General features: G+C 56.1%; 25 protein-coding genes and 1 tRNA gene. 2 read left to right on the forward strand and 24 right to left on the reverse strand.

All coding sequences use genetic code 11. The annotated features are described in order from the left end of the window. Positions 1 to 68: 68 nt before the first annotated feature. The 6 genes from rlmN to trmJ form a co-directional block, all read right to left on the reverse strand. Complete coding sequence (gene rlmN, locus M8010_RS12865; protein WP_250091756.1) at positions 69 to 1181, reverse strand: dual-specificity RNA methyltransferase RlmN; 1113 nt, start codon at positions 1179 to 1181, stop codon at positions 69 to 71. A gap of 60 nt (positions 1182 to 1241) precedes the next feature. Continuing rightward, complete coding sequence (ndk, locus tag M8010_RS12870) at positions 1242 to 1670, reverse strand: nucleoside-diphosphate kinase (RefSeq protein ID WP_250091758.1); 429 nt, start codon at positions 1668 to 1670, stop codon at positions 1242 to 1244. A 67-nt stretch (positions 1671 to 1737) separates the two neighbouring features. Further along, positions 1738 to 2886 carry an IscS subfamily cysteine desulfurase gene (locus tag M8010_RS12875; RefSeq protein ID WP_250091760.1) on the reverse strand — a complete coding sequence of 383 codons (1149 nt, stop codon included), beginning with the start codon at positions 2884 to 2886 and terminating at the stop codon, positions 1738 to 1740. Between the two features lie 20 nt (positions 2887 to 2906). After that, positions 2907 to 3404 carry a Fe-S cluster assembly transcriptional regulator IscR gene (gene iscR / locus M8010_RS12880; RefSeq protein ID WP_250091761.1) on the reverse strand — a complete coding sequence of 166 codons (498 nt, stop codon included), beginning with the start codon at positions 3402 to 3404 and terminating at the stop codon, positions 2907 to 2909. Positions 3405 to 3481: 77 nt separating this feature from the next. Next, a complete protein-coding gene (cysE, locus tag M8010_RS12885) occupies positions 3482 to 4255 on the reverse strand; it encodes a serine O-acetyltransferase (protein WP_250091763.1) in 774 nt (257 codons plus the stop codon). A 4-nt stretch (positions 4256 to 4259) separates the two neighbouring features. After that, positions 4260 to 5114: a tRNA (cytosine(32)/uridine(32)-2'-O)-methyltransferase TrmJ gene (gene trmJ / locus M8010_RS12890; protein ID WP_250091765.1), complete on the reverse strand. Its 855-nt coding sequence runs from the start codon at positions 5112 to 5114 to the stop codon at positions 4260 to 4262. 200 nt (positions 5115 to 5314) lie between these two features. Between trmJ and M8010_RS12895 the strand changes: the two genes are divergently transcribed. After that, the gene (locus tag M8010_RS12895) at positions 5315 to 6112 is read left to right on the forward strand and encodes an inositol monophosphatase family protein (RefSeq protein ID WP_250091766.1); all 798 of its coding nucleotides are present in this window, start codon (positions 5315 to 5317) and stop codon (positions 6110 to 6112) included. Positions 6113 to 6177: 65 nt separating this feature from the next. On the opposite strand, the gene secF is transcribed toward M8010_RS12895, so the two are convergent. The 18 genes from secF to M8010_RS12985 form a co-directional block, all read right to left on the reverse strand. After that, on the reverse strand, positions 6178 to 7134 hold the full coding sequence (gene secF, locus M8010_RS12900) for a protein translocase subunit SecF (protein ID WP_250091768.1): 957 nt from the start codon (positions 7132 to 7134) through the stop codon (positions 6178 to 6180). Next, positions 7127 to 9001 carry a protein translocase subunit SecD gene (gene secD, locus M8010_RS12905; RefSeq protein WP_250091770.1) on the reverse strand — a complete coding sequence of 625 codons (1875 nt, stop codon included), beginning with the start codon at positions 8999 to 9001 and terminating at the stop codon, positions 7127 to 7129. The genes secF and secD overlap by 8 nt, the downstream gene beginning before the upstream one ends. Before the next feature lie 77 nt (positions 9002 to 9078). After that, positions 9079 to 9441 carry a preprotein translocase subunit YajC gene (yajC, locus tag M8010_RS12910; protein ID WP_250091771.1) on the reverse strand — a complete coding sequence of 121 codons (363 nt, stop codon included), beginning with the start codon at positions 9439 to 9441 and terminating at the stop codon, positions 9079 to 9081. A 59-nt stretch (positions 9442 to 9500) separates the two neighbouring features. Further along, positions 9501 to 10619 (reverse strand): tRNA guanosine(34) transglycosylase Tgt, encoded by a 1119-nt coding sequence (gene tgt / locus M8010_RS12915; protein WP_250091849.1) that lies wholly within the window; start codon positions 10617 to 10619, stop codon positions 9501 to 9503. Positions 10620 to 10633: 14 nt separating this feature from the next. Further along, on the reverse strand, positions 10634 to 11698 hold the full coding sequence (gene queA, locus M8010_RS12920) for a tRNA preQ1(34) S-adenosylmethionine ribosyltransferase-isomerase QueA (protein WP_250091772.1): 1065 nt from the start codon (positions 11696 to 11698) through the stop codon (positions 10634 to 10636). A gap of 41 nt (positions 11699 to 11739) precedes the next feature. Beyond that, positions 11740 to 11826: transfer RNA gene (locus M8010_RS12925), tRNA-Leu, on the reverse strand. 82 nt (positions 11827 to 11908) lie between these two features. Then, the gene (flgL, locus tag M8010_RS12930; protein ID WP_250091774.1) at positions 11909 to 13126 is read right to left on the reverse strand and encodes a flagellar hook-associated protein FlgL; all 1218 of its coding nucleotides are present in this window, start codon (positions 13124 to 13126) and stop codon (positions 11909 to 11911) included. 19 nt (positions 13127 to 13145) lie between these two features. Beyond that, complete coding sequence (flgK, locus tag M8010_RS12935) at positions 13146 to 15197, reverse strand: flagellar hook-associated protein FlgK (RefSeq protein ID WP_250091775.1); 2052 nt, start codon at positions 15195 to 15197, stop codon at positions 13146 to 13148. A gap of 5 nt (positions 15198 to 15202) precedes the next feature. Beyond that, the gene (gene flgJ / locus M8010_RS12940) at positions 15203 to 16192 is read right to left on the reverse strand and encodes a flagellar assembly peptidoglycan hydrolase FlgJ (protein WP_250091776.1); all 990 of its coding nucleotides are present in this window, start codon (positions 16190 to 16192) and stop codon (positions 15203 to 15205) included. A gap of 8 nt (positions 16193 to 16200) precedes the next feature. Beyond that, on the reverse strand, positions 16201 to 17298 hold the full coding sequence (locus M8010_RS12945) for a flagellar basal body P-ring protein FlgI (protein WP_284048091.1): 1098 nt from the start codon (positions 17296 to 17298) through the stop codon (positions 16201 to 16203). Beyond that, positions 17295 to 17999, reverse strand: coding sequence for a flagellar basal body L-ring protein FlgH (gene flgH, locus M8010_RS12950; RefSeq protein WP_250091778.1), 705 nt, complete (start codon positions 17997 to 17999; stop codon positions 17295 to 17297). Before flgH ends, M8010_RS12945 begins: the two co-directional genes overlap by 4 nt. 28 nt (positions 18000 to 18027) lie before the next feature. Further along, on the reverse strand, positions 18028 to 18816 hold the full coding sequence (gene flgG, locus M8010_RS12955; RefSeq protein WP_114612551.1) for a flagellar basal-body rod protein FlgG: 789 nt from the start codon (positions 18814 to 18816) through the stop codon (positions 18028 to 18030). A gap of 83 nt (positions 18817 to 18899) precedes the next feature. Next, positions 18900 to 19652, reverse strand: a complete 753-nt coding sequence (locus tag M8010_RS12960; protein ID WP_250091780.1) for a flagellar basal body rod protein FlgF — start codon at positions 19650 to 19652, stop codon at positions 18900 to 18902. Positions 19653 to 19734: 82 nt separating this feature from the next. Then, positions 19735 to 21633, reverse strand: coding sequence for a flagellar hook protein FlgE (locus M8010_RS12965; protein WP_250091781.1), 1899 nt, complete (start codon positions 21631 to 21633; stop codon positions 19735 to 19737). 27 nt (positions 21634 to 21660) lie between these two features. Beyond that, positions 21661 to 22335 carry a flagellar hook assembly protein FlgD gene (locus tag M8010_RS12970; RefSeq protein WP_250091783.1) on the reverse strand — a complete coding sequence of 225 codons (675 nt, stop codon included), beginning with the start codon at positions 22333 to 22335 and terminating at the stop codon, positions 21661 to 21663. Positions 22336 to 22353: 18 nt separating this feature from the next. Then, entirely contained in the window at positions 22354 to 22803 is a 450-nt protein-coding gene (gene flgC / locus M8010_RS12975; RefSeq protein ID WP_250091785.1) for a flagellar basal body rod protein FlgC, read from the reverse strand. A gap of 34 nt (positions 22804 to 22837) precedes the next feature. Further along, positions 22838 to 23239 carry a flagellar basal body rod protein FlgB gene (gene flgB, locus M8010_RS12980; RefSeq protein WP_250091788.1) on the reverse strand — a complete coding sequence of 134 codons (402 nt, stop codon included), beginning with the start codon at positions 23237 to 23239 and terminating at the stop codon, positions 22838 to 22840. Positions 23240 to 23450: 211 nt separating this feature from the next. Continuing rightward, positions 23451 to 24008, reverse strand: coding sequence for a nitroreductase family protein (locus tag M8010_RS12985; protein ID WP_250091790.1), 558 nt, complete (start codon positions 24006 to 24008; stop codon positions 23451 to 23453). A 204-nt stretch (positions 24009 to 24212) separates the two neighbouring features. Here M8010_RS12985 and M8010_RS12990 point away from each other — a divergent pair, with 204 nt between their 5' ends. Further along, positions 24213 to 25649, forward strand: a complete 1437-nt coding sequence (locus M8010_RS12990) for an adenylate/guanylate cyclase domain-containing protein (protein WP_250091792.1) — start codon at positions 24213 to 24215, stop codon at positions 25647 to 25649. The last annotated feature ends 4 nt before the right edge of the window (positions 25650 to 25653 follow it).

Below are 25653 nucleotides of genomic sequence, written 5' to 3' on the forward strand. Positions count from 1 at the left end.
CGGTTTACTGGTTCAGATGTCACAGTTGGCATTTCCTCTTATCATCAGGGGTGAAACCTCACCCGGGTTCATGGACTGACCTGGTGCACCTGTATATAACGCTGACTTCTTTTCGTCCGATCTTCCACCTTGCCCACAAGCTGGCCACATGCTGCATCAATATCATCGCCACGGGTTGTTCTGACAGTTGCAATATAGCCTGCCTCGTTGAGAACCGCTTGAAACCGACGGGTGGCATTCATGCTCGGCCGCCGGAAATCGCTCTCCGGGAAGGGGTTAAAGGGGATCAGATTGATCTTGCACGGCAGACCACGCAATACAACGGCCAGTTCCCTGGCTTGCTCCGGTTGATCATTGACCCCTTCAATCACTGTGTACTCGATGGTCGCCTTGCGCTTGTCCGGCAAACGGGCCAGGTAGCGACGGGTGGCGGCCAGCAATTCCGAAATCGGATACTTTTTATTCAATGGCACCAATTGGTTACGCAATTCATCATTGGGGGCATGAAGCGAAATGGCCAGTGAAACATCGGTAACCTCGCCCAGCCGGTCGATCGCCGGAACCACGCCAGAAGTGCTGACCGTAACCCGTCGCTTGGAGATACCGTAGGCCAGGTCCTCCATCATCAGGTTCATGGCGTCAACGACGTTATCAAAGTTCAGCAGCGGTTCGCCCATCCCCATCATCACCACATTGGTAATCGGGCGGTCGGGACCTGGTTCGAAAGGCATGAAAGCCTTGCGGGCCACCCAGACCTGACCAATTATTTCGGCAGCGGTCAGGTTACGGTTGAAGCCGCGCTTTCCTGTTGAGCAAAAGGTGCAGTCCAGACTACAGCCGATCTGGGAGGAAACACACAGGGTTCCGCGCTCGCCGTCGGGAATCAGCACAGTCTCGACACTGTTGCCGTTGTCCATGCGCATTACCCACTTGCGGGTGCCGTCTTTCGACGATTCATCGTAGACCACTTCCGGCCCGCGAATCTCTGCCACGCTCTTCAGTTTTTCCCGCAGCGCCTTACTCATATTGGTCATTTGATCGAAGTCATCGGCACCGCGCTGATGAATCCACTGAAGCACCTGCGTTGCCCGGAAACGCTTCTCCCCCAGGGATTCGAAGAAAGCCTCCATTTTGGCCTTCGGCATTCCCAGAAGGTTGGTTTTCTCAGCAACAGCTGTCATTTCATAACCTCGATCAGATAACCAATCCCGACCGGAAAATCCGGCCGGGAGCCAGCTCAATCAACCGCGCGGGCAGATCTCGCTGTCATTGAAAAAGTACGCGATTTCACGCTCGGCTGACGCGGCTGAATCCGAACCGTGAACGGCGTTGGCATCGATGGACGACGCGAAGTCGGCGCGAATGGTGCCAGCGTCTGCTTCCTTCGGGTTGGTAGCACCCATCAGATCACGATTTTTCAGGATAGCACCTTCGCCTTCCAGAACCTGAACAATCACCGGGCCAGACGTCATGAAAGCAACCAGATCATTGAAAAACGGCCGCTCCTTGTGCTCGGCATAAAAGCCTTCTGCCTGCTCCTGTGTCAGATGCATCATCTTCGCGGCAACAATGGTCAGGCCCGCTTTTTCAAAACGGGTGTAAATCTCGCCGATCACATTTTTTGCGACTGCGTCGGGCTTGATAATCGAGAGCGTGCGCTCGTTTGCCATGATCTGTCTCCATTCAGGTTCAGAAAAATTTCAGGGTTGGGATTATACGCAGTCCGGAGGCTACTGCCTACCGCACTGAACGGAGACGGCTAACAACGTCAACGATTTGCGTCGCTGCAAAGTCAATTTCCTCGGTTGTGGAAAAGCGACCGAAGGAGAACCGGAGAGCGCGATGCGCTTGCTCATCGTCCAGCCCAATGCCTTTCAATACAAACGAAGGTTCAATCGTCGCCGATGAGCAGGCCGACCCGGAAGAAACCGCCAGATTCCTCAACCCCAGCATCAATGACTCTGCATCTACTCCTGCAAACGACAGATTCACGATGCCGGGGACCCGGTGTGAATCACTGCCATTGAGTGTTACGCCTTCCAGGCTGTCCAGACCCGCCAGAAAACGACTGCGGATGCCTTCCAGCATCTGTTTTTCCTGCTCCAGTTGTTCACTGGCGAGTTCGAACGCCTTGCCCATACCCACGATCTGGTGCGTAGGCAGCGTACCAGATCGCATACCACGCTCGTGACCGCCACCATGAATCTGCGACTCAATGCGCACGTCCGGTGAACGGCGGACATACAGCGCACCAACGCCTTTGGGACCGTATACCTTGTGAGCAGAAAGCGATAGCAGGTCCACCGGGGCAGAGCTGACATCTACTTCGGTTTTACCAGCGGCCTGGGCCGCATCCACATGAAACAACACCCCACGATCCCGAAGTGCGGCGCCAATCGAAGCGATATCGGTCTGACAACCCAACTCGTTGTTAACCATCATCAGGCTCACCAGAACGGTATTGTCCCGAAGCGACTTTTCGACCTGCTCCACCCCAATACGACCATCACTACCGGGAGCCAGCCAGGTCACACTCACACCCTGCTTCTCAAGCCAGGTACAGGTATCGAGAACGGCCTTGTGCTCAATAACAGACGTTACAATATGGGGGTTCTCGCGGCCTGGAATGGCACCCTTTATCGCCAGGTTATCGGATTCGGTGGCACCGGACGTCCAGACAATCTCTCGCGGATCAGCGTGTATAAGGTTTGCCACATGGCGACGGGCTCCCTCTACCGCGGCTTCGGCTTGCCAGCCATAAGCATGGGTACGGGAGGCGGGGTTGCCGAAAACGCCGTCGATTGTGAGGTATTTACACATTTCTTCGGCAACAACGGGATCTACGGGCGTGGTCGCCGCATAATCCATATAGACGGGTTTTTTCATAGGGGTTTCAGGATAATCGTTCAGGCCGGCGCCTGATCACTGAGGCGCTCGGTGTTAATCGTCTGTGAATCACCTTCGGAATGACGCCTGTTTTGCCGGCTGGCAACCACCTGAATTTCCCGTTTCCTCATCAGATCGCCAAGGCTTATATCGCTCAGGAACTGATGGATCTGGTCGCTCAGATCAGACCACAGGTGGTGGGTCAGACATTTTTCGCCATTCTGGCAATCACCCTTATTACCGCAACGAGTGGTATCCAGGGATTCGCTGACCGCGTCTACCACCTCAGCAATGAAGACGCCGTCTGGTTCCCGGCTAAGGCGATAGCCACCGCCAGGTCCCCGGATACTGGTCACTAGCTTGTGACGACGCAGGCGGGAAAACAGCTGCTCAAGATAGGATAGGGAAATCTCCTGCCGGGCAGATATATCGGCCAGACTGACCGGCCCCTGATCCCCGTGGAGGGCCAGATCCAGCATTGCCGTCACCGCATAGCGGCCTTTGGTGGTCAGTCTCATAAACTCAGCCCCGGTCAGGGATTGATTCGGCTTTAATTCAGCCGAGTATGAATTGACCCACTATTTCAGTCAAGTATTCACCTCTGTGAGGGCTCGTCATCCCGCACGCAGTCGAAGTCCTCCTCCGGCAGTGGCGGCATTTCACCATTCTGATACTCGCTGTTAACTTTTCTCAGTGCCTTGCACATGTTTTCAATACGGTCATCCACGACATGCATGTGGTCCAGCAGGCTACGCATGGCACGGGCAACCGGGTCCGGCATTTCCTCGGTAACGCCGTAAGCATCGAAGCCCATGCGCTCTTCCATTTCTTTACGGCGGTCACTGTCCTCGTCTTTACGTTTGGCAACCACACGGCCCGGAATCCCGACTACGGTCGCTCCGGCGGGTACTGCTTTGGTGACCACCGAGTTGGAACCGATCTTGGCACCCTCTCCTACTTCGAAGGGCCCCAGGATCTTGGCGCCAGCACCCACCACAACGCCATTGCCCAACGTCGGGTGTCGTTTTCCTTTGTTCCAGCTGGTTCCGCCCAGAGTTACGCCCTGGTACAGCGTCACGTCGTCACCAATGATCGTGGTTTCACCAATAACGACACCCATGCCGTGATCGATGAAAAAGCGACGGCCAATCGTCGCACCAGGGTGAATTTCAATCCCGGTAAGCCAACGGGCAAGCGTGGAGAAGGTACGCGCCAGCCACTTCAGGCCCAGATTCCATAGCCAATGCGAAAACCGGTGGCACAGGAGCGCATGAAGTCCTGGATAATTCGTCAGAACCTCAAAGGTGTTACGAGCTGCGGGATCACGATGAAACACACTGTTTACATCTTCCCTTAAACGTTCAAACATAACCCTATTCCTGCTCACCGGCTGCTGAGCCAGCCTTTAAAGTATTTGATCCGGATCGGTCCGTACCGGCGGATTTCTGCACAGCGGTCAGGACACCCCGGAGAATATTGATTTCTGTCTGATCCAGTTTCGCTCTCTGAAAAAGACGGCGCAACCGGGTCATCAACAATCCGGGTTTCTCGCGGCGATGGAAATCAACATCAACCAGCACCTGCTCAAGATGCTCGAAGAAACCCTCGACGTCTCTTACCGGTGCCGGAGGAACATCCCAGCCAGCATCCCCCGGCGCAGTCATGGGCTTGAGATATGGGCTGCCATCGCCACCTTCAAGCCCCCTCAGATAATGCATGCGCAATTCATAACACATCACCTGAACCGCCATGGACAGATTCAACGAACTGTAGTCCGGGTTCGACGGAATATGAATGTGAAAGTGGCAACGCTGCAGCTCTTCGTTACTCAGGCCATGATTTTCCCGTCCGAATACCACCGCAACCGGACCAGCTCCTGAGTGCTCCGACGCCATGGCGGCAGCGTCAGGCGGCGCGATAACGGGCCAGGGCACCTTGCGACCCCGGGCGCTGGTGCCCATAACGCAGACACAGTCCTCAATAGCTTCGTCAAGGCTGTTAACAACCCGGGCATTATCCAGTACATCCGAAGCTCCCGCCGCCCGCGCGTAAGAGGTTTCATCAGGAAACGACACCGGATTAACCAACCAGAGACTGCCCAGCGCCATATTTTTCATGGCCCTCGCTACGGCTCCAATATTGCCGGAATGAGACGTTTCAACCAGAACAATCCTGATCTGGTCATCAAAGGTGTCGGTGCCCTCCTGGGGCATCGCGGACTTGTGCATAGCGCTCGTGTCTCTGTAGTAATCTGCCTATGGAATTCCGGGGAAGGCGCGCATGATACCAGATTTTTCACCTCTGCTGCCTCTCCGGATAAGCCCTGATACAGCGCCATCAGTGACATCACCGAGTCGAAAAACATACAAGCGGCGTCAGTTTTTGCTATCCTATGCGGCCTTCACACACCCGGATAATGAACACTCAGATGCAACCAGCTATTAAAATGGCCCTGCGCGTCGCGCGTCAGGGGTCCGACTATCTGAAAGCACACTTCGAACGCCAGGAACCGAATGGCGACACCGAGGACCGCCGCAAGCAACTCGAGCGGGTCGAGCAGTCTGTTTACGACAATTTTTCCGAACAGCTCGAAAAGTCCTACAAGGACCACATGATCGCACCGCTGAATGAAGCGGATGCTGACGGTAACGACAAGAGCTGGCACATATTCCCGGTGCTCGGGCGCGAAAACTTTCTGCGTGGTATTCCTGATTTCGCATTGGCGCTGCTGCAGAAGAAAAACAACCGCACCGAAAACCTGCTGCTCATCAACCCAGTCACCGGTGAAGAATATTCTGCCAGTCGCGGCCATGGTGCGGCTCTGAATAGCCGGCGCGTGCGCACCAGCGAAGTCAAGCACGCCGACCGCGCCGCCGTGGTCAGCAACCTTCTGGATCAGACCCGACATGGTGACGACCCGCTGATGTGGGGCGAGATGGCATCATTGCTGGCCCGGGACAGCAGCATGTTCCGCACGGCCGGCTGTGTTGCGCTGGATATTGCCAGAGTATCTTCAGGGCATCTGGACGCTGCCGTTATTTTCCGTCCTGAGCCCGCAGATCTTGCCATTGGCGTCACCCTGGCTCTGGAATCCGGCGCCCTGACCGGTGATTTCTCGGGCAACCCGTCAACCGAGCGGGCCAAACAGCTTATTGTCGCCAACCCCAAGCTGTTCCGGGAAGTACTGAAAACCCTGCACCCCTTCCGGGGCCGCCTGCCACGCTGAACCGGCCAGGCACAAAAAAGCCGCAACACCTGAGGGGTTGCGGCTTTTTTGTGGCTGCCACCGAATTACATCCGGTTAAGCCACTCAGGCGGCTGCTCTTCTTCCTCTTCCTGCCCAGCCAGTCCTTCTTTGGGCGGCACAATAAGATCCTCACGGGCGACACCCAGGGCTACCAGCATATTGGCAGCGACATAGATGGATGAATAGGTGCCCACTACAACACCGATGATCAGAGCCAGCGCGAAGTTGTTGATTGCCTCACCCCCGAGAAAATAAAGGGCAAGAAGGACCACAAGAGTGGTACCGGATGTATTGATTGTCCGGCTAATGGTCTGATGAATGGACTCGTTGATGACGTGCTCGGAATCCCCTTCCCGCATTTTGCGGAAATTCTCACGAATCCGGTCCGCCACAACGATGGTATCGTTGAGAGAGTAGCCAATAACCGCAAGCAAGGCGGCCAGCACGCTCAGATCAAAAGTCCACTGGAACAGGGAAAAGACACCAAGAACAATGACGACATCATGGGCGAGGGGCACAACGGAGGCTATGCCGAACTTGAACTGGAAGCGCATACCCACATAGATCAGCACCACTGCAAGAGCGATCAACATTCCCAGGCCGCTGTCTTCTTTCAGTTCGTCCCCTACCTGGGAGCCCACAAACTCGGAACTGACAAGTTCAAGCTCGGCACCGCCGGCGGAGAGCACCTCCGCAACTTCAACAGCGAGCTTGTCGTTTTCCGATTCTGCCATCCGTACGAGCACCGTCGTGTCTGAACCGAAGTTCTGTACCACAAATTGCTCGTAACCTGCTTCATCCAGGCTCGCACGAACGTCATCAAGTGCTGGCGCTTGCTGGTACTCAAGCTCTACAGATGTGCCACCGGTAAAATCAAGACCCAGGTTCAAGCCACGTGTCGCCAACAATGCAATTGCGACGACCACCAGCGAAACGGAAAGAACGGAAGCAATCTTCCGAAAGCCCATGAAATCGATAGGTTTTTTCTCAGCTTCAGACATTGGCCAGCTTCCCTCCGATCGACAGCTTTTCGACCTTTCGACCGCCGTATACAAGATTTACGATGCTGCGGCTGACCATCAGCCCGGAGAACATCGACGTGAGAATACCGATCGACAGCGTCACCGCGAACCCTTTCACCGGGCCGGAGCCCATGGCAAACAGGATCACTGCCACCAGTAGCGTGGTGATGTTGGCATCGAATATCGATACAAACGCTCTGGAGTACCCGGAATTGATAGCCGACTGAGGCGGAATACCCGTCTTAAGCTCTTCCTTTATGCGCTCAAAAATAAGCACATTGGCATCCACGGCCATACCCACCGTCAGGACAATACCGGCGATACCCGGCAGGGTCAGGGTTGCTGAAAGAATCGACATGCAGGCAATCAGCAACATCAGGTTCAGTGTCAGTGCCACGTTGGCGATAAGGCCGAAGCCGCGGTAGTAAAACACCATGTAACAGAGCACCAGCACGAAACCAAGCAATACGGACATCATACCGGCATCAATATTCTTCTGACCCAGGCTTGGGCCAATGGTGCGCTCCTGGACAAAGTACATCGGCGCAGCCAGTGAGCCAGCCCGCAACAACAGCGCCAGTTCCGAGGCTTCCGGGATGGAATCGAGACCGGTAATCCGGAAACTGCTGCCCAGCGCAGACTGTATGGTGGCAAGGCTGATAATGCCTTTTTCAACAACCCGGTTATCGACAGTGCGGGTTTCGCCATCCACAACCACTTCTTCCGTTTCCGTGCGGTATTCAATAAACAATACCGCCATTCGCCGACCAATGGCGTTCCGTGTAGCGCGGTTCATCAGGTCACCACCGACAGAATCCATAGTGATATTAACCTGAGGCTGCCCGTTCTCATCGAATGCCTGCTGGGCATTGGAAACATTATCGCCGGTTACAATGATGTCCCTCTCCAGGCGCGCCTCACGATTGGGCGTATCACGGAACTCGTACGTTTCCGTGTTCGCCCCCGACTCGTCCTGGCGCGCCTCGAGACGGAATTCCAGGTTGGCGGTGGCGCCAAGTACACGTTTCGCCGCTGCCGTGTCCTGAACACCCGGCAACTCGACAATAATCCGGTCGGCACCCTGGCGCTGCACAAGAGGCTCGGCAACACCCAGTTCATTCACTCGATTGCGGATGGTCGTCAGGTTCTGCTCCAGGGCATAATCCTGAATCGACTTGATCTCTGCTTCCGATATGGTGAGAACCAGCCGGTATTCATCATCTTCACGCTGCTCGTCCAACGTAAACTCATTGTACTGATCGCGAATCAGGCTGAATGCCTCACTACGGGAACTCTCATCCCGGAAGTTCAGAACAATGGAGTTGTCGCCTTCCAGATCACCGCCGCGATAGCGCACGCGTTCTTCTCGCAATTCACGCTTGATCTGGCTGGACATGGCTTCGAGGCGCTGCTCAACCGCAGTTTCCATATCCACTTCCAGCAGGAAGTGAACACCACCGCGAAGGTCAAGGCCCAGCTTCATGGGCCCTGCACCCAGACTTTCAAGCCATTCCGGTGTCGACGGCGCCATATTCAGGGCAACCAGGTAATCTCTGCCAAGCGCATCCTGAACAACTGGCCTTGCCCGCAACTGGGAGTCGGCATCGTTCAACCGGATCAGGGCGTCGCGATCCTGGAGCTCGGATTCCTTGACGGCAATCCCTTTCGCTTCGAGCGCATCAACGGCCCTCTCCAGGATCCTCTGATTGACCTCGGTGCTACTTCGCGCACCCGTAATCTGTACGGCGTAGTCGTCTGGGAAGACATTAGGCAGCGCATAAATGAAACCGATCACCAGTGCAATAACGATGACCAGGTTTTTCCAGAGCGGATACTTGTTCAGCATGGGGTCCCTTTAAGCCGGCCAATGGGCCGGCTGTGATGTTTCAGCTTGGCAAATTCAGACCTGAGAAAGAAGCTGGCTCAGATGTCCTTCAAAGTTCCTTTCGGAAGGGCCGCTGCAACAGCAACTTTCTGAATCTTGACTTCTACGTTGTCGGCAATTTCAACCACGATAAAATCGTCGGTAACTTTCGTGATCTTGCCCGCGACGCCGCCAGAGGTGACCACTTCATCACCCTTGTTCAGACCGGACATCAACGCCTTGTGTTCTTTGGCACGCTTGGACTGCGGACGCCAGATCAGAAAGTAGAAAATCAGGATAAAGCCGGCAAAGAAAATAACCTGCCCCATTACGCCCATGCCACCGGCACCAGGATCCTGTGCCATGGCCAGAGCCGGCATCGCAGCAAATAGTGCAGCAACAAGTAACTTGATTGATTTCATTGATTATCTCCGTTTTTAAAATAAAGTTCGTTAGCGTTTGAGAACCGGCTTGCCCGCAGTCACTGTGCCATTGGCGGCACGGTCTCGCCGCGGCGGGCATAGAAGTCGCTGATAAAGTCCGACAATGTACCTGCTTCAATTGCGCCACGCAATCCGGCCATCACGTTCTGGTAGTAACGCAGATTGTGGATGGTGTTGAGTTGTGAACCGAGCATTTCCCCACATTTATCCAGATGATGCAGGTAACTTCTCGAAAAATTCTCACAGGTATAGCAGTCACATTGATCATCCAGCGGCGACGTATCGTGACGGTGGCGCGCGTTGCGGATCTTGACGATACCGGTGGAGGTGAACAGGTACCCGTTACGGGCATTACGGGTGGGCATTACGCAGTCAAACATGTCGACGCCACGGCGAACCGCTTCGACCAGATCTTCCGGCCGGCCAACGCCCATCAGGTAGCGTGGGCGGTCTTCAGGCATTCTTGGTGGCAGGTGGTCAAGAATACGGGTCATATCCTCTTTGGGCTCCCCGACAGATAACCCACCAATGGCATAGCCATCGAAACCGATATCTGTGAGCCCCTTTAGTGAACGCTCCCTGAGGGACTCATACATGCCGCCCTGGACAATACCGAACAATGCCGCGGGGTTACCTGCATGCGCCTGCTTGCTTCGCTCAGCCCAACGCAGCGACAACTCCATGGACTCGCTGGCCTGTTTTTCGGTGGCGGGGTAAGGGGTGCACTCGTCGAATATCATCACTATGTCCGAGCCCAAGTCCCGCTGAACCTGCATGGCGATTTCCGGCGACAGCTCAACAGGGGAACCATCCACCGGCGAGCGGAAGGTTACGCCGGCCTCTGTAATCTTGCGCATTTCTCCCAGACTGAACACCTGGAAGCCACCGGAGTCCGTCAGAATCGGGCCGTGCCATTGGGTAAAGTCGTGCAGGTCGCCATGAGCCTTCACAACGTCGGTGCCTGGCCGCAACATCAGATGAAAGGTGTTGCCGAGGATAATCTCTGCGCCAATACCCTTGATATCCCTTGGCAGCATGCCCTTGACTGTCCCGTAGGTTCCTACGGGCATAAAAGCCGGCGTTTCCACGGTGCCCCGGGGGAAGGTAAGCCGCCCCCGCCGGGCCCGTCCATCCTCGCCCAGCTTTTCAAAGGACATAAAACACTGGTCACTCATGGTTGCTCTCCGGGTTTGAGGGCGCCCAGACTCGGCTCCTGCCCTGCAATAAACATGGCGTCACCGTAGCTGAAAAAACGATAACGCTCGGCGACGGCCTCGCGATAGGCGGACATCACGTTGTCATAACCTGCAAAAGCGCTGACCAGCATGATCAGCGTTGATTCCGGCAAGTGAAAGTTGGTCACCATAGCGTCGACGCACTGGAAACGATAACCGGGGTAAATAAAGATATCCGTTTCACCTTTGAACGGACTCAGTACCCCGCCCCGACTGGCTGACTCCAGCGAACGCACCGAGGTGGTACCTACCGCAATCACACGGCCGCCACGGGCACGGGCAGCCTCAACGGCAGCTACGGTTGCTTCCGGCACATGGGCGACTTCACTGTGCATTATATGGTTTTCAATGTGCTCAACACGAACAGGCTGAAAGGTGCCGGCGCCCACGTGCAGGGTAACAAACGCACTTTCAATGCCTCGCACCTCAAGCTCCGCCAGAATCCGCTCGTCAAAATGCAGGCCTGCTGTCGGGGCCGCCACAGCGCCGGATTCCCGGGCATAGATGGTCTGGTAGCGTTCCCGATCGGAGGATTCATCAGGGCGATCGACATAGGGGGGCAACGGCATGTGCCCGATGCGCTCAAGCAATTCCAGCAGGGGTTCGCTGCTATCGCACACCAGATGGAACAATGCATCCTCCCGCTGCTTCATCAGCATGGGAGTGCCGTCCTCCAGAACAATCCGTTGCCCCGGTTTCAGCGCCTTGGAAGCTTTTACGTGGGCAAGTAGCTCATGCTCTCCGAGCAGCCGCTCGACCAGCACTTCAACCTGACCGCCCGTTTCCTTTTTGGCGAATAGCCGTGCCGGTATCACCCTGGTGTTATTGAATACCAGCAGGTCTCCGGGCTGAAGCAAATCCGGCAGGTCCGAAAATTGTCGATGGGAAACAGAGCCAGAGAGGCCATCAAGGCTTAACAGTCGTGACGCGCTTCGCTCTTTGAGTGGATACCGGGCGATGAGTTCATCCGGCAGATCAAAGTGAAAATCGGAGACGTTCATTGGATGGACTATTCAAGACACCGCGTTGTGCGGCTCGTTAATGGTAGCGGCGGGCGGACTCGAACCGCCACGGGTTTTACCCCAACGGATTTTGAATCCGTCGTGTCTACCAATTTCACCACGCCGCCATCGGAGAGTGTTGGCGATTATACTGAGGTTGAATCTGAAAGCAATAACAAGTGCCGGACTTCCTTGTTCCGGCAGGCTTTTTTACAGGCGATCGAACAACGACAACCGCGATACCTGGGCAAATGACTGCTGAGCGGCCTGCAACACGAAGCTCTGGAAGCTCAGGTTACTGATAGCTTCAGCGTAGTCCACATCCCGTAGCTCGGAACGGATATCCTCACTGTAGACGGAAGAGTCCTCAAGAAATGACTTGGTGGACTCAACAGCATTCAGCCGCCCGCCCAGTTCGGTCTGCTTCTGGACGATGCTTTCCTGGGCGTTGTCCAGATTTTGCAGTGATGCGGCGATCAGATCATCGTAAGCAGCCTGGCCAGCCGGAGAGCCCTTGTCGATGGTATCAAGGCCAGCGATCAGGTTTTCGAAGGTGGCAAATACCGACTGTTTCGCACTCGAGCGAATGACAAATTCATCGCCAGCTGCTTCATCTCTGATCGTGGCGCTTACGCCCGCAATTTCAAATGGCACGCCGCTTTCGTAGGCCACAGGAGAACCTGCCAGTTCAACGCCCGTTCGGCGGTTAAATGCGGCGACCTCGTCTTCTGCAGCGTTTACAGTAAGTGCAATATCATCCGGCGCAACTGAAGAGAACTCACCATTGTCAATCACTCGGACCCCGTCAATTCGCCCTTCGGCTGGTGGATCCTGATCCGGATTACGCTCGCCAAACACCTCAGCCGGTATCGATGAAAAAATACCTTTGCCATGATCGCTGATTGGAACGGTCACACCGTCATCAATCTCCAGCATCCGCTGGCCCTCATCCCCCTGGTACACCCAATTGCCTGACTCATTCTTTCCGAATGCCGCGGTAGAGCCTTGGAACCCACTAAAAATATATTCACCCGAAGCATCCCGGGTATTGGCTATATTCGCCAGCTGCCCCAACCGCTCCTTGATTTCCGAGGAAATGGATTTGCGGTCATTGGCTGAGAGAGAGCCGTTACCGGCCTGAACCGTCAGTTCACGCACCCGCTGGATGACATCCACCGAGCTGGCCAACGTACTTTCCTCCTGCTGCAGCCGGTTCTCCGCAAGCCCGGCATTACGCTGGTAGGTTTCAATCCGCGACAGTTCCTGGTCCAGCTTGAGAATCCTCGCCGCTGCAACCGGGTCGTCCGACGGACGGTTCACCCGCTTGCCCGTGGAGATCTGCTCCTGGGTCTGGTTCAGGCTGCTATTGAGGTCCTGCAGCCGGTTTATTCCGCCGGAGAATATCTGTTGTGATGAAATTCTGATCATGTCACATCACCTCGCACTGTTACCGGAAACTCTGTAACAGGGTATTGAACAAATCCTGCGCCACACTCATCACCTGAGCTGAGGCGTTATAGGCGGCCTGGTATTGGATCAGCCTGCCTGCTTCTTCATCCAGATTGACACCTGACACCGATTCCCGCTGGTTACTGGACTGCTCCAGCAGGGTTTGGCCGGCATCCTTGTCCAGCTGGCTCTGGCGGGTTTTCACACCAATATCCTCAACCAGGCCGGCGTACCCCTCGGCAAAACTCTGGCTACCACTATTCAGGGTGTTCTTGGTCCCCAAGGCCGCCAGGAACTCGGCGTTACGGTTATCCGACACGCCGTTGGTGTTGTAGTTGATGTTGAATGAATCGCCAGGCCTCGGGTTGCCGGATATTTCGAACTGGAAGCCGAAATAATTTTCCTCACGCGGGTCTTCACTGAATAACTTCTTGGAAGCGCTGGGATCGAATAAGTACTCCGGAGGCGGGTCAGTAGGAGGATCAACAGGCGGGAATGGATCGCCAGTTTTGGCATCAGTAATTGTATAGAAAAGTTGTCCACTATCCTCAGAGAACTCAATGTTCAGCGGCGGATCCAGCTGCCCATCCTGGCGGAAATTAGATAACAGTGAGTTGGTAAACGGGTCCCGCACATTCAGCATCTTGCCCTGATTAATGGTGGCATCACCGATATTACCATCAGCACCCTCGGCCCTCACAGGGCTGGCAAAGGCAAGATCTTCCTCGCGGTCCACTTTCAGGTCGATATTGGCGGCCGCCTGACGCGTAGGCTGGATCAGGAACTTGTCACCGGCATTGAATGTGCCGTCTTCGACACGGATATTGAACCCCGGCATGGAAATTTCAGACTGGACCGGGTCCGGCAGACGGCCCTGATTGACCACTTCACCGGTTGCACGGTCCACCAGCTCGAAGTTCCGACCATCGCCGCCGAACTCAAGAGACCAGCTTCCGGCCGGAAGCTCCGAACTGTCGACAATCTCTACCGCCAACTGTGCGTTTCGCGGAGCGCCGTTGTTCGCATTGGCAATCACCCTGCCCTGCTGTGCGGCTTTGGAGTTGATATCGCTGAAGAACAGGCCTCCCAGGTCGCCCTCAAGGTCCATACCGATTTCGTGCTGGTGGTTGACCGTATCCGACAACGCGATGGCCACCCTGCCCAGCTCATCGAAAGCCGGCCGCAGGCCCTCGGATTCAAATCGACGCAGACCACCCAGCTTGCCACCGTTGATCTGGTCATCGACGTTCAGGGTTCGCCCACCGGTGGTCAGGGTGAATTCCAGGGTGGTGGGGTCTGCAGAGTTGTCACGGGTGCCCAACTGCGCTGCCCGGTCGCCGACCACCAGCGACTGCCCATTGCGCAGGGAGACATTAACCTGGCTTCCCTCGGCCTGCGTCACTCGAATATTGACCAGCTCCGACAGTTCCCGGAGCTTCTCATCGCGCTTGTCCAGCAACTCATTAGGCTCACGTCCCTGCGCCAGTCCCGGCGATTCAGAGATGGCATTGTTAAGCTCGGCAATGCTTTTCAGCAGGGTATTGGCGTCTTTCGCACCCTGCTGCATCTGGGTCTTGACAGATTCCCGCTGCTGGATGAATTCCTGGTTAAGCGCTTCGAAACGGTTAACGACCTGTTGTGCTTCGCTGAGCACCAGTTGCCTCTGGGGCAATGAAGCCGGGTCCTCGGCGGCATTCTGAAGGCTGGCGAAGAAATTATTCAGGGCATTACTCAGGCCTGTTGACTCACCGCCCAACAAGTTGTCCAGCCGCGAAAGCTCGGAGTTCAGGGTTTCCTGTTCACCGAACAGCGTGGTGTCTTCACGCACCTGCTGGGTCAGAAATTCATTCGCCATCCGACGGATATTGGTCACATTTACGCCGGTGCCAACAGAGCCCGCCCCGGTGCGCTGAGCTGCCTGGGTCTCAAACTGAACTTCCTGGCGACTATAGCCCGGAGTGTTGGCATTGGTGATGTTGTTGCCCGTTGTGTTCAGCGCCGCCTGGTGTCCAAGGATACCGGTCAAGCCAATATTGATAAGCCCTGCCATAATCCTTACTCCTCAGCCCCGCGGGAGCCCATGGACAACGTTGTCATGGAATCATTGTTCATGATGCGACGAATTTTCGCGCCGTAGTTCGGGTCGGTAGCGTAACCCGCTTGCTGTAGCCTGTCGGCAAACTCGTCAGGGTTGTCCGCTGCCGCCAGGACATCCCGGTAGCGTGGGTTGGATTCCAGGAACGACACATAGTCCCGGAAGCTGGATTCATAGTCCGGATACGACCGGAAAGCGGCCCGCTCATTCATGGGCACACCTTCCCTGAACTCGGTTGTGGCAATATCCACCGACTCACCCTGCCAGCGATTGTCCGCCTTGATACCAAATAGGTTGAAACTGGGTGCTCCTCCGTCGCCTTCAATCATGTGCCGGCCCCAGCCGGTTTCCAGGGCTGCCTGGGCAACCATCAGACGGGGGTTAATACCGCTCTGCTCGGACACTTTTTCCGCCATTGGCAAAAGTTCGCGCACAAACTGTTCTGGCGAGTCAAACCGGGCCGGCAGTGGTGCCGTTTCATCCCGTTCAGCCGCTGGCGCGACGGTTCCGGCAACCTCATTCACCTTCTCCACCTGCTCAGGCAAACGCGCTGACAGCACCGGCAAGCTGCGGTCATAATCCGCCAGCGCCTTCTTGTGGGCAGCCATCGGCTCGCCTTTCTCATCCATACCCGGTATCTGGCGGCTTAGTTGTCGAACCAGTGCTTCCGAAAGACCCGTACCCTGTTTCTGCGACAATGTCAGGCTGAGCTGGCTGTCGAACATTTCGCGATAGAATTCCGACTGCTGGCTGTTCAGGTAGTTGCCCTCGGCAAACACGTCGCCCGCCTTACGCATGGACTTGACCATTTCCGACAGAAACAGGCCTTCGAACTGCTTGGCCACTTCCATCAGCGCGGCGTCTTTATCGGTCCTTGCCTGGGTCTTCAGATCGTTGAGACCACCAAAATCGGTATAGACCTGTGCTTTCTGGAGACTTAAATCCTGCATCACGCCACCTATATCACGATCAGCTCGGCCCGCAGGGCGCCGGCCTGTTTAAGCGCTTCCAGCACCGCCATCACGTCACCAGGAGCAGCGCCCACCTGGTTCACCGCCTGAACAATTTCGTTTAGCGTGATGGCAGGGCCAAACTGGAACATTCTTGCCGGGTCCTCGGTAATCGCGATCTGGGTGTTGGGCTCGACAACCGTCTGGCCATCTGTAAAGGGATTCGGCTGGTTGGCTTGCGGATTTTCTTCAATGGTCACGGTCAGGTTGCCGTGGGTCACGGCCGCAGGGCTGACCTTCACATTCTGCCCTACCACAATGGTTCCGGTGCGGCTGTTGATGACCACTTTGGCGGCTTCCTGCGCCGGGTCGACGTTAATGTTTTCAAGGATAGAGAGAAAGCTCACCCTCTGTGAGGGATCCCGTGGCGCCTTTACAGACACCGCAGTGGCATCGTGAGCATAGGCCATGTCCGGCCCCAGCTGGTCATTGATGGCTTCCACCACCCGGCGAGCTGTTGTGAAATCAGGGCGCATCAGGTTGAACGTGATGGTATCGCCCCGGGTAAAAGGTGAGGTTATCTCCCGCTCGATGGTGGCACCGTTGGGAATGCGGCCAACACTGGGCACATTCACGGTGATACGGGAGCCGTCAGCACCCTGGGCGCCAAATCCGCCCACCACAAGACTACCCTGGGCCATGGCGTAAACCTGGTCATCAGCACCCTTCAGAGGCGCCATCAACAACGTGCCACCCCGAAGGCTGTCAGCGTTGCCGATTGAGGATACCGTAATGTCCAGTTCCTGCCCCTGCTTCGCGAACGGCGGCAAAGTTGCCGTAACGGTTACTGCAGCCACGTTGGCCAGGTTGGGATTCACGCCTTGCGGAAGTGTGATTCCGAACTGGTTCATCATATTGCGGAAGGTCTGGTTGGTGAACGGCGCCTTGTCACCAGTGCCGTCAAGACCTACTACCAGGCCATAACCAACCAACTGGTTGTTACGCACACCTTCGATACGCGCCAGATCCTTCAGGCGGTCCGCCAGTACCGGCGCCGCAACAACCGACAGCGCTATCACCATTATGCCGAATCTCAGCATTTTCATAGCGGGAACCACTCACTGTTAAAGAACCGGGCCAGCCAGCCCATCTGATTGGCCTGGTCAAAATCGCCGGTACCACCGTAAGCGATACGGGCGTCTGCAATTCGATTGGAAGCCACCGTGTTATCCGGTGAAATGTCCTGGGGGCGAACCAGCCCGGTCAGGCGAATATACTCGTCGCCGTTGGTCAGCGAGAGCCATTTCTCACCGCGGATATGCAAAACACCGTTGGGCAACACTTCCGTCACTGTGACCGTGATATTGCCGTTCAGGCTGTTGCTCTGGTCCGCTTCCGCCTGACCCTGGAAATCCCGCTCCAGATCAATGTCAGTGTCCACACCAAGGTTGCCCTTGCCCAGAATACGTGGGTCCAGCATGGAAATTTCATTGTCCTTGGTAATGCTGCTTTCTGCGTTCTTGCTGGCGCGGGTGGATTCTTCCAGGGTCACCGTCAGGATATCGCCTATGTTCAGTGCGACGGTATCGCCGTAAAGGCTGTAGTTACGAGAGGTCTGGTAAATAGCGCCGGACTCGGGGTCTCTTTGCATCATGGCCTCGGCACGCACCGGAGAGTACGCCGGATCGTCCGGTATTGGCCGGGGGCGGCTCATCGCAGTGCAGCCCTGAAGTAAAACCAGAACCAGCACCATAGCGAGGGTTCCCGCACCATGCTTGCCTGGTTTATCAGTAAAAATCGATGTCATGATTGCCCCTCCTGAACGCTGCTGCCGGTTAACCGATGTTATTGGTGATGAACTGCAGCATCTGATCCGTTGCGGAGACCACTTTGGAGTTCATTTCATAGGCCCGCTGGGTGGTAATCATGTTAACCAGCTCCTCCACCACTTCCACGTTGGAGGCCTCAACCATGCCCTGCTCCAGGGTTCCCAGGCCGCCAATGCCGGGCTCACCCTCTGCCGGGTCACCGCTGGCGTTGGTAGCCTTGTAAAGGTTGTTGCCGATGGCCTGCAGCCCCTGGGGGTTAATGAAATCCACCAGTGTGATCTCGCCAAGGTTCACGGGTGCGGCCTGGTCATCGGTTACCGCAGACACCGTACCGTCCTTGCCGATGGTGACGTTCGTGGCGTTCTCCGGAATATTGATATTAGGCTCCAGGGTGTAGCCATCCGGATTCACAATGTCGCCGTCGGCATTCAGCTGGAACTGACCGTCACGGGTGTAGGCAATCTGGCCGTCCGGCAGCAGGATCTGCATGAAGCCACGGCCGTTCACCGCCATATCCAGTGGTTGTTCGGTGACTTCCAGATTACCCTGGGAGAACTGTTTGGTGGTGCCTACGATACGCACACCCGTACCCAGCTGAAGCCCGGATGGCAGCTCCGAGTTCTGGGTATTCAGACCACCGGGTTGCCGGTCGATCTGGTACAGCAGATCCTGAAACACGGCACGGTCGCGCTTGAAACCGGTGGTGTTCACGTTGGCCAGGTTGTTGGAGATGGTGGACATGTTGGTGTCCTGTGCGCTCAACCCGGTTTTGCTGACCCAAAGTGCTGGATGCATGTCGTCTACTCCTTGCCGGGGCTGTCGTGAGGCGGCTGATTATTGCCGCTTTGTGCCCACCCGGACGATGTTCAATAGGTTTATCAGAGGTTCTGCAACAGTCGTGCCGAAGCCTCGGAATTCTGGTTGGCAGTTGTCATTATCTTCACCTGCATCTCGTACTGACGAGACAACTGCAGGTTCGAAATCATCTCTTCAACGGCATTCACGTTCGAGCTTTCGAGGAAGCCGGAGGCCACGCGCATAGCTGCATCGGGTGGCTCCGGGCCATCCAGCGCCTGATCCGCCTTGCGGCGGATAAAGCCGTCCTGTCCTTTCTCGAGTGCTTCAGGCGGCGGATTCACCAGCTTCAGGCGATCTACCTCAACCAGCTGATCCGGGGGTCCACCTACTGGAACAATGGAGATCGTGCCATCGGCACCGACCTGCACATTATCGAAAGGAGGCAAGGCAACGGGGCCGCCATTACCCATGACCATCTCGCCACTGGATAGGCGCATCAGCCCGTTCACATCAATCTGCATGCTGCCGGAACGGGTGAACACTTCCTCGCCCTGCTGGTTCTGGACGGCTAACCAGCCATCACCTTCTACAGCAACATCCAGTTTGCGGCCTGTGTCCTGAAGGGCTCCAGCGGAAAGGTCTGTGCCTGGTCTTTCCGCCATGGCATAGGCGCGTGTGGGATGGTGTTCACCAAAAACCGGCATGCTGCGGGCCTGGGCAAAATCCCGCTTGAAGCCGGTGGTGCTGACGTTGGCCAGGTTGTTGGCGTGGGCCTGCTGGGAAAGCATGTTCTGTTTGGCGCCAGACATGCCGATGTAGAGGGCTTTGTCCATGGGAAAACTCCTGCCGGAATATTGACTGTTTCCAGTCTTTCCAGTGTTCCTGCAGGAGTTGTGCCATGTTCAGTTTTCAGGGTTAGCGGAGATTGATGATCGTCTGGGTGACGGCATCGGAAGTTTCGATGGTCTTGGCGTTGGCCTGATAGTTCCGCTGAGCAATGATCAGGTTTACCAGCTCCGCCGAGAGGTCCACGTTGGACTCTTCAATAGAGCTGGCCTTGATGGAGCCGAGCGTTCCGGTGTCCGGCGCGCCGACGATGGGCTGGCCAGACTCGAAGGTTTCCACCCAGGTCGTTTCACCGACAGGCGAGAGCCCATTGGTATTGTTGAAAGACGCCAGGGCCACCTGCCCGAGCGACTGGGACTGTCCGTTGGTGTATCGTGCGAACAGAACACCCTGGTCCGAGACATCCAGGCCTGACAGACGACCGGTTGCGTAACCGTTCTGGCGCTGGTCATTCACCCCGAAATCACTGCCGTACTGGGTGGTATTGCCTAGGTCCAGCACAAAGGCGGAGGTTGTGGGGGGGTCTGGAATCGGGGTAGTGATGTTATCCCCCGGCCCCGGAGGCCCGTCGGCACCGTTGGGTGTACCGTCGGCATCCTTGGGAGTCCAGTCGTCGATCAGGATTTCCCCATTGGGATCACCGTTCACCGACTGCAGCTCACCATCCTGATTAAAACGCGCCTGATAGGGATTCTGATCGGTTCCCCCTACAAACTCGCCATCGATCTGGGTATAAACTGACCATTCACTGACACCCACACCATTTCCCGGAGCCGGCTGTTTTACATAGAACTGGGTCATCTCATGAGAGTTACCCAGGCTGTCATAGATCGTGGTCGATGTGGCGTGATTATAGGTGCGCTGATCCAGGGGATTGAACTGGTTGGTGATCTCGATGGTTCTCGCATCCCACGAATCTGTCAGATTGGTTTCAACGCCGGTTGAAGCAATGTCCGTGATATCGCGGTCAGCTTGCGGCCTGACTGTACCAACGGCTGTATCCGGCCCCTGGCCCAGGTTAGTGCTGCTAAAACTGGCAGTAAGATTGTTGCCCCTATTATCAATCAATCTTAGGTTGCCGCCGGTCAGCGATGCACTAATCGTCGGGGCCTGGGCATCGTTAATCGCATTTACCAGAGATTGCGGATCCCCGACGCCCGTCAGATCGACCGGCACCGTTACGCCGCCGACAGCCAGATTGAAGTCGAAGCCGCCGTCATCGATTGCATCCTGCAGATCACCTTCCGACATACCCTCATAAGTGGTCGTTGCCGACGCAGAGAGGCCTTCCTGTCCGTTCAGAACGTCTACCACATCGGCTGCCGAGAAATCAGATACTCCTGCATCGTTGATCGGCACACTAACAACACTGCCGTCTGCATAGTTGATTTCAAAGGTTTCGGAGGCAAAACCTGTGGCCCCTGCCGGTGCCGTAAAGTCGCCCATATCCGCCACCCGCCGCTCCAGAACGGTCTCCCGGGAATCCAGGTTCAGGTCCGAACGGAGGTTGGTCGTGCGGCGAGGCGCCAGGTTATCGGTTTCTACCTGCAAATCATCGCGAATGCCCGACAGGTTGCCGTCATCATCGGCCACAAAGCCCTGAACCCGCATATTCTGATTGTTGGTAACAAAGCCGTCCTTGTCGATACCGAACTGGCCGGCCCTGGAATAACGGACTTCGCCGCCATTGTTCAGCACGAAAAAGCCATCGCCATTGATGGCCAGGTCGAGACCGTTATCGGTAAAACTGATATTGCCCTGGCTGAAGGACTGCTTGACGTCCTGGACCCGAACGCCGTCACCGATGGGGTTGGTGCCGGCGCTCAGAAAACCGCTGGCGTACAGGTCACCAAACTGTGCCTTGCTACCCTTGAAACCTACGGTACTGGCGTTGGCAATATTGTTACCGGTGACATCAAGGTCAACCGATGATGCCCTTAAGCCGCTAAGACCTGTGTTAAAAGCCATACTTCACCCCTTGCCGTTTCACCGGTATCAATTAATCTGCTCAACTTCCGACAGGGCAATGGAGCCCATGCCCGCGAGGTTCAGCGTAATATTGCCGCCCTTGCCCAGCGAAACGCTGTCAACGTTGGCGCTGAGCATGGTGCCAAGCTGTTCGGGACCGTCCGGAGTGGATGCTTCAGCGACCACTTTGTATGGGCCAGGAGGCAAACTGTTGCCGTTGCCGTCCTTGCCATCCCAACTGAACCCGGTTACCCCGGCCTGCTGGGAGCCCATGTCAATCTGCCGCACCCGCTCACCTGCCTGGTTCTCGATCGAGATTCTCAAACCGGAGGTGCTGGCCGGAACTTGAACGTTGCCTGAAATCTCGCCCTCAGCGCCCAGAATGCCCACTGAAGAAGGCGCCAGAACAGAACGGCCCACCATGGCTGATGCCTGCAGCGCCTGGGTGGAACGGAACTGACTTGCCACATCGTCCACGCTGCCGGAAAGGCCCTGCATCTCTTCCAGAGAGCTGAACTGCGCCAGTTGGGAGATAAACTCACCGTTGTCCTGGGGCTCCAGGGGGTTCTGGTTCTTCAACTGGGCGATCATCAGCTCCATGAACTCGTTTTTGCCGAGCTCATTGCCGCTTTTGGTCTGCTGCTGTTCGAGCTTGTATTTGCTCAGCACATCCGAAGCGTCTGCCGGGTTAATTGCGCTCATGATTAAATCCTCGCTCGGTTACTGCTGACCCAGGGTCAGGATGCGCTGCATCATGGATTTGGCGCTGTTCATGATGTCCACGTTCATCTGGAAGCTGCGGGATGAAGACATCATGTCCGCCATTTCTTCAACCACATTCACGTTGGGGTAGTACACATACCCTTCTTCGTTGGCCGCGGGATGTTCAGGCTGATATCGCATCTGTAATTCAGCGTCACTTTCAACAATGCCTTCAACCCTCACACCCGCTCCAGAGCCCTCTTCGCTACCGAAGGCCATGCCTTGCTGCGATGGGTTCAGCATGGACTGCTGAATGGCCGCGAACACCGGCTTACGCGCGCGATAGGTCTGTTCGGTACTGGAACTGGCGGTCTCGGCGTTGGCGATGTTGGACGCAGTGGTGTTCAGCCGCAGTGACTGGGCTGTCATGCCGGACCCGGCGATATCGAAAATGCTACCCAGTGACATGGTGTTGCTCCTCAGTTAATTGACTGCGCCCGGATCACTGACCCGAGAGTGCCTTTTTGATGCCTGAAACTTTGCCATCCAGGAACTGGAAACTGGCCTGGTAGTCCATCGCGTTACGCATAAAGCGGGACTGCTCCTGCTGGGAGTCCACCGTGTTTCCATCCACTGAAGGCTGATGCGGAATGCGGTACAGCAGCTCACTGTCCTGGCCCATTGGCGACGTGTCCATGTGAGACTCGTGCGTCCGGTTCATGCCGAACCCGCTGTTCATGCCCTGCTGGGCTTTTTCCATCATCGCCTGAAAGTCGATATCCCGTGCTTTGTAACCAGGGGTATCCGCATTGGCAAGATTGTTTGCCAGCACCTCGGCACGCTTCACCCGCCCTTCCAGGGCGTGCTGGTGAATGCCTAATGCTTTGTCCAGGGAAATAGCCATAATGCCTCCGATTCCTGCATCCGGCGTTGTTCGTATTGCCGGTTATGCTTCATGCAGGAGTAAAAGCAATCGCAATGCCAGTTTTTAGAAGTTGTTGCAGGGCGCGGGCTGAGGCGGATTCGCGGGCAATTCGGGGAAAGGAAATACGATGAAAGCGGCAATGGATTTCCCCCGCCAGAGCCGGCAGGGGCAAACGGCCGGCAACCTCCTGCTACTGCGGCCAGCGGCCGACAAACTCGGTCTGGTCAGGACGAGGTACCGTCGGTTTGCTCGAACTGACGCTGCCAACATACAGAAACCCGGTAATGATCTCGTTATCTTTCAACCCAAGTCCTTTCGCAACCTCGGGATGGTAAGCCAGGCCGCCGGTGCGCCACATACCACCATAGCCCGCCGCTTCCAGTGCCAGGAGCAAATAGCCCATGCCCACGGCCGCCGACATGGTCTGCTCGATTTCCGGCACCTTGGGGTGGTTTTGATGGCAGGCAATACCGACGATGACCATCGGTGCCCTCATGGCATTCGCGCGAAGCTTTTCCCGCACTTTCTCCGGGGCATCGGCGTCGGGGGTGGAAGCAAACAGGTCCCCCAGAGCGGCCAGGGCTTCGTCTCCCTCTATAACCAGGTACCGCCAGGGCCGTAAAAGGGCATGGTCCGGTGCTCTCGCGGCACAGGCGAACACTTTCTCAAGAGTTTGCGCATCCGGTGCCGGCGCGGTCACGCGCGCCTCAGAGGATCGGTTCAACAATGCATCCATTACTACAGTCATATCATCTCGCTATGTTCAGGGATATGCCGTCACTTCCGGACGAATACCCCTTCGAATTGTGGGAAAGAAGTATTACTGTTAGTCTTTAGTCTAAGTAATTTCCACGATAAACACAGACTATCTACCCGAACAATGACAATAAGCCGGTAGACGCTTTATGAGCCAACAGCCAAGCTTTCGCAACTCCCCGGATTTGCATCTGACATGATGAGCGCACCGATTGACCTGCGTAACGCCAGCTCCAGCGCCAGTAAATCTGCTGTACTGGACGCGCAGCACAACCCGATAGCCATTCCCCCCATGCCGGATTACAACGGCAGAATTCTGGCGTATACGGCAACCGCGGGGATCATTGTCTCAGGCATCCTGCAGGATGTGTTTGGCATGTGGATGCTATGGCTGCTCGCCGGCGCCCTCACCTGGCCTCATATTGCCCACCAGCTTACCCGCAAAACCTTTTTGCGCAACTCTCCCCGCATACGCCAGAAAATGCTGCTTGTGGACTGTGCCATCGGGGGCGGATTTGTAGGTTGCATCGGGCTGATTGCCATCCCGGCCGTGGCCGTGTTTCTGATGCTGATGTTCAGTTGCCTGATCATCGGCGGCATCCGCCAGTGGCTGTTTGGCACGATGTTCATGGCGGCCAGCTGTGCAATTGGCCTGGCCATTGTAGGGCCTGCGGATTCTTTCCAGTCGCCGTTGATTACCAGCATCATCGCCATACTGGCCACAGGGCTCTACATTTGCGTTACCGCCTTTTACTCACACCAGCAGGCGCGTGCTCTGATGATGGCAAAAACCCAGATTCAGAATCAACGGGAACAGTCCATCGCGCTGTCCCACAAGTTGTCCAAATACCTCTCACCCCAGGTGTGGCAGTCCATCTTTACCGGTGAACGCGACGTTCGGCTGGAAACCCAACGCAAGAAACTGGCGGTGTTCTTCTCCGACATCAAAGGCTTTACCGAACTGTCCGAAGAGATGGAACCGGAGGCGCTGACCGAACTGCTCAATCACTACTTCAATGAGATGTCCGAGGTCGCCCTCAAATACGGTGGCACCATCGACAAGTTTGTGGGTGATTCCATCATGATCTTCTTCGGCGACCCCACCAGCCGGGGCCAGAAAGAGGATGCTTTCGCCTGCGTGTCCATGGCCATAGAAATGCGCAAGCACATGAAAATCATGCGGCAGAAATGGCGCAGCCAGGGCATCAAAACGCCCCTGGAGATTCGCATGGGTATGAGCACCGGATACACCACCGTGGGCAACTTCGGTGCCGAGAACCGCATGGACTACACCATCATTGGCAAGGAAGTGAACCTGGCCAGTCGGCTTGAATCCCTCGCAGAGCCCGGTGAAATACTGATTTCCTACGAAACCTTTTCGCTGATCAAAGACCGCATCATGTGCCGCGACAAGGGCGAGATCACGGTGAAGGGCTTCGGGCGCCCGGTATCCATCTACGAAGTTGTCGATTTCCGCCGCGACATGGGGCCCAACCGCAGTTTTCTTGAGCACGAACACAGCGGCTTCGCCATGTACCTGGATTCGGAAAAGATAACCGAGCAGGAGCGCGAGTCCATTCTCACTGCCCTCGAGGATGCTGCCGAGCGGTTACGTCAGGAAGAAGATTCCTGAGCTA

The sequence above is a fragment of the Marinobacter sp. ATCH36 genome, from assembly GCF_023555055.1.
GTDB lineage: Bacteria > Pseudomonadota > Gammaproteobacteria > Pseudomonadales > Oleiphilaceae > Marinobacter.

Excerpts from the sequence above, each read along its gene's own strand:
- ndk (WP_250091758.1), bottom strand. The coding sequence starts at position 1,670 with ATGGCAAACGAGCGCACGCTCTCGATTATCAAGCCCGACGCAGTCGCA.
- M8010_RS12985 (WP_250091790.1), bottom strand. The coding sequence starts at position 24,008 with ATGACTGTAGTAATGGATGCATTGTTGAACCGATCCTCTGAGGCGCGC.
- M8010_RS12960 (WP_250091780.1), bottom strand. The coding sequence starts at position 19,652 with ATGGACAAAGCCCTCTACATCGGCATGTCTGGCGCCAAACAGAACATG.
- flgH (WP_250091778.1), bottom strand. The coding sequence starts at position 17,999 with ATGACATCGATTTTTACTGATAAACCAGGCAAGCATGGTGCGGGAACC.
- M8010_RS12990 (WP_250091792.1), top strand. The coding sequence starts at position 24,213 with ATGATGAGCGCACCGATTGACCTGCGTAACGCCAGCTCCAGCGCCAGT.
- flgK (WP_250091775.1), bottom strand. The coding sequence starts at position 15,197 with ATGGCAGGGCTTATCAATATTGGCTTGACCGGTATCCTTGGACACCAG.
- iscR (WP_250091761.1), bottom strand. The coding sequence starts at position 3,404 with ATGAGACTGACCACCAAAGGCCGCTATGCGGTGACGGCAATGCTGGAT.
- cysE (WP_250091763.1), bottom strand. The coding sequence starts at position 4,255 with ATGTTTGAACGTTTAAGGGAAGATGTAAACAGTGTGTTTCATCGTGAT.
- flgL (WP_250091774.1), bottom strand. The coding sequence starts at position 13,126 with ATGATCAGAATTTCATCACAACAGATATTCTCCGGCGGAATAAACCGG.
- flgJ (WP_250091776.1), bottom strand. The coding sequence starts at position 16,192 with ATGCAGGATTTAAGTCTCCAGAAAGCACAGGTCTATACCGATTTTGGT.
- queA (WP_250091772.1), bottom strand. The coding sequence starts at position 11,698 with ATGAACGTCTCCGATTTTCACTTTGATCTGCCGGATGAACTCATCGCC.
- secD (WP_250091770.1), bottom strand. The coding sequence starts at position 9,001 with ATGCTGAACAAGTATCCGCTCTGGAAAAACCTGGTCATCGTTATTGCA.
- trmJ (WP_250091765.1), bottom strand. The coding sequence starts at position 5,114 with ATGCACAAGTCCGCGATGCCCCAGGAGGGCACCGACACCTTTGATGAC.
- M8010_RS12895 (WP_250091766.1), top strand. The coding sequence starts at position 5,315 with ATGCAACCAGCTATTAAAATGGCCCTGCGCGTCGCGCGTCAGGGGTCC.
- M8010_RS12965 (WP_250091781.1), bottom strand. The coding sequence starts at position 21,633 with ATGGCTTTTAACACAGGTCTTAGCGGCTTAAGGGCATCATCGGTTGAC.
- tgt (WP_250091849.1), bottom strand. The coding sequence starts at position 10,619 with ATGTCCTTTGAAAAGCTGGGCGAGGATGGACGGGCCCGGCGGGGGCGG.
- M8010_RS12970 (WP_250091783.1), bottom strand. The coding sequence starts at position 22,335 with ATGAGCGCAATTAACCCGGCAGACGCTTCGGATGTGCTGAGCAAATAC.
- flgG (WP_114612551.1), bottom strand. The coding sequence starts at position 18,816 with ATGCATCCAGCACTTTGGGTCAGCAAAACCGGGTTGAGCGCACAGGAC.
- flgC (WP_250091785.1), bottom strand. The coding sequence starts at position 22,803 with ATGTCACTGGGTAGCATTTTCGATATCGCCGGGTCCGGCATGACAGCC.
- M8010_RS12875 (WP_250091760.1), bottom strand. The coding sequence starts at position 2,886 with ATGAAAAAACCCGTCTATATGGATTATGCGGCGACCACGCCCGTAGAT.
- yajC (WP_250091771.1), bottom strand. The coding sequence starts at position 9,441 with ATGAAATCAATCAAGTTACTTGTTGCTGCACTATTTGCTGCGATGCCG.
- flgB (WP_250091788.1), bottom strand. The coding sequence starts at position 23,239 with ATGGCTATTTCCCTGGACAAAGCATTAGGCATTCACCAGCACGCCCTG.
- M8010_RS12945 (WP_284048091.1), bottom strand. The coding sequence starts at position 17,298 with ATGAAAATGCTGAGATTCGGCATAATGGTGATAGCGCTGTCGGTTGTT.
- rlmN (WP_250091756.1), bottom strand. The coding sequence starts at position 1,181 with ATGACAGCTGTTGCTGAGAAAACCAACCTTCTGGGAATGCCGAAGGCC.
- secF (WP_250091768.1), bottom strand. The coding sequence starts at position 7,134 with ATGTCTGAAGCTGAGAAAAAACCTATCGATTTCATGGGCTTTCGGAAG.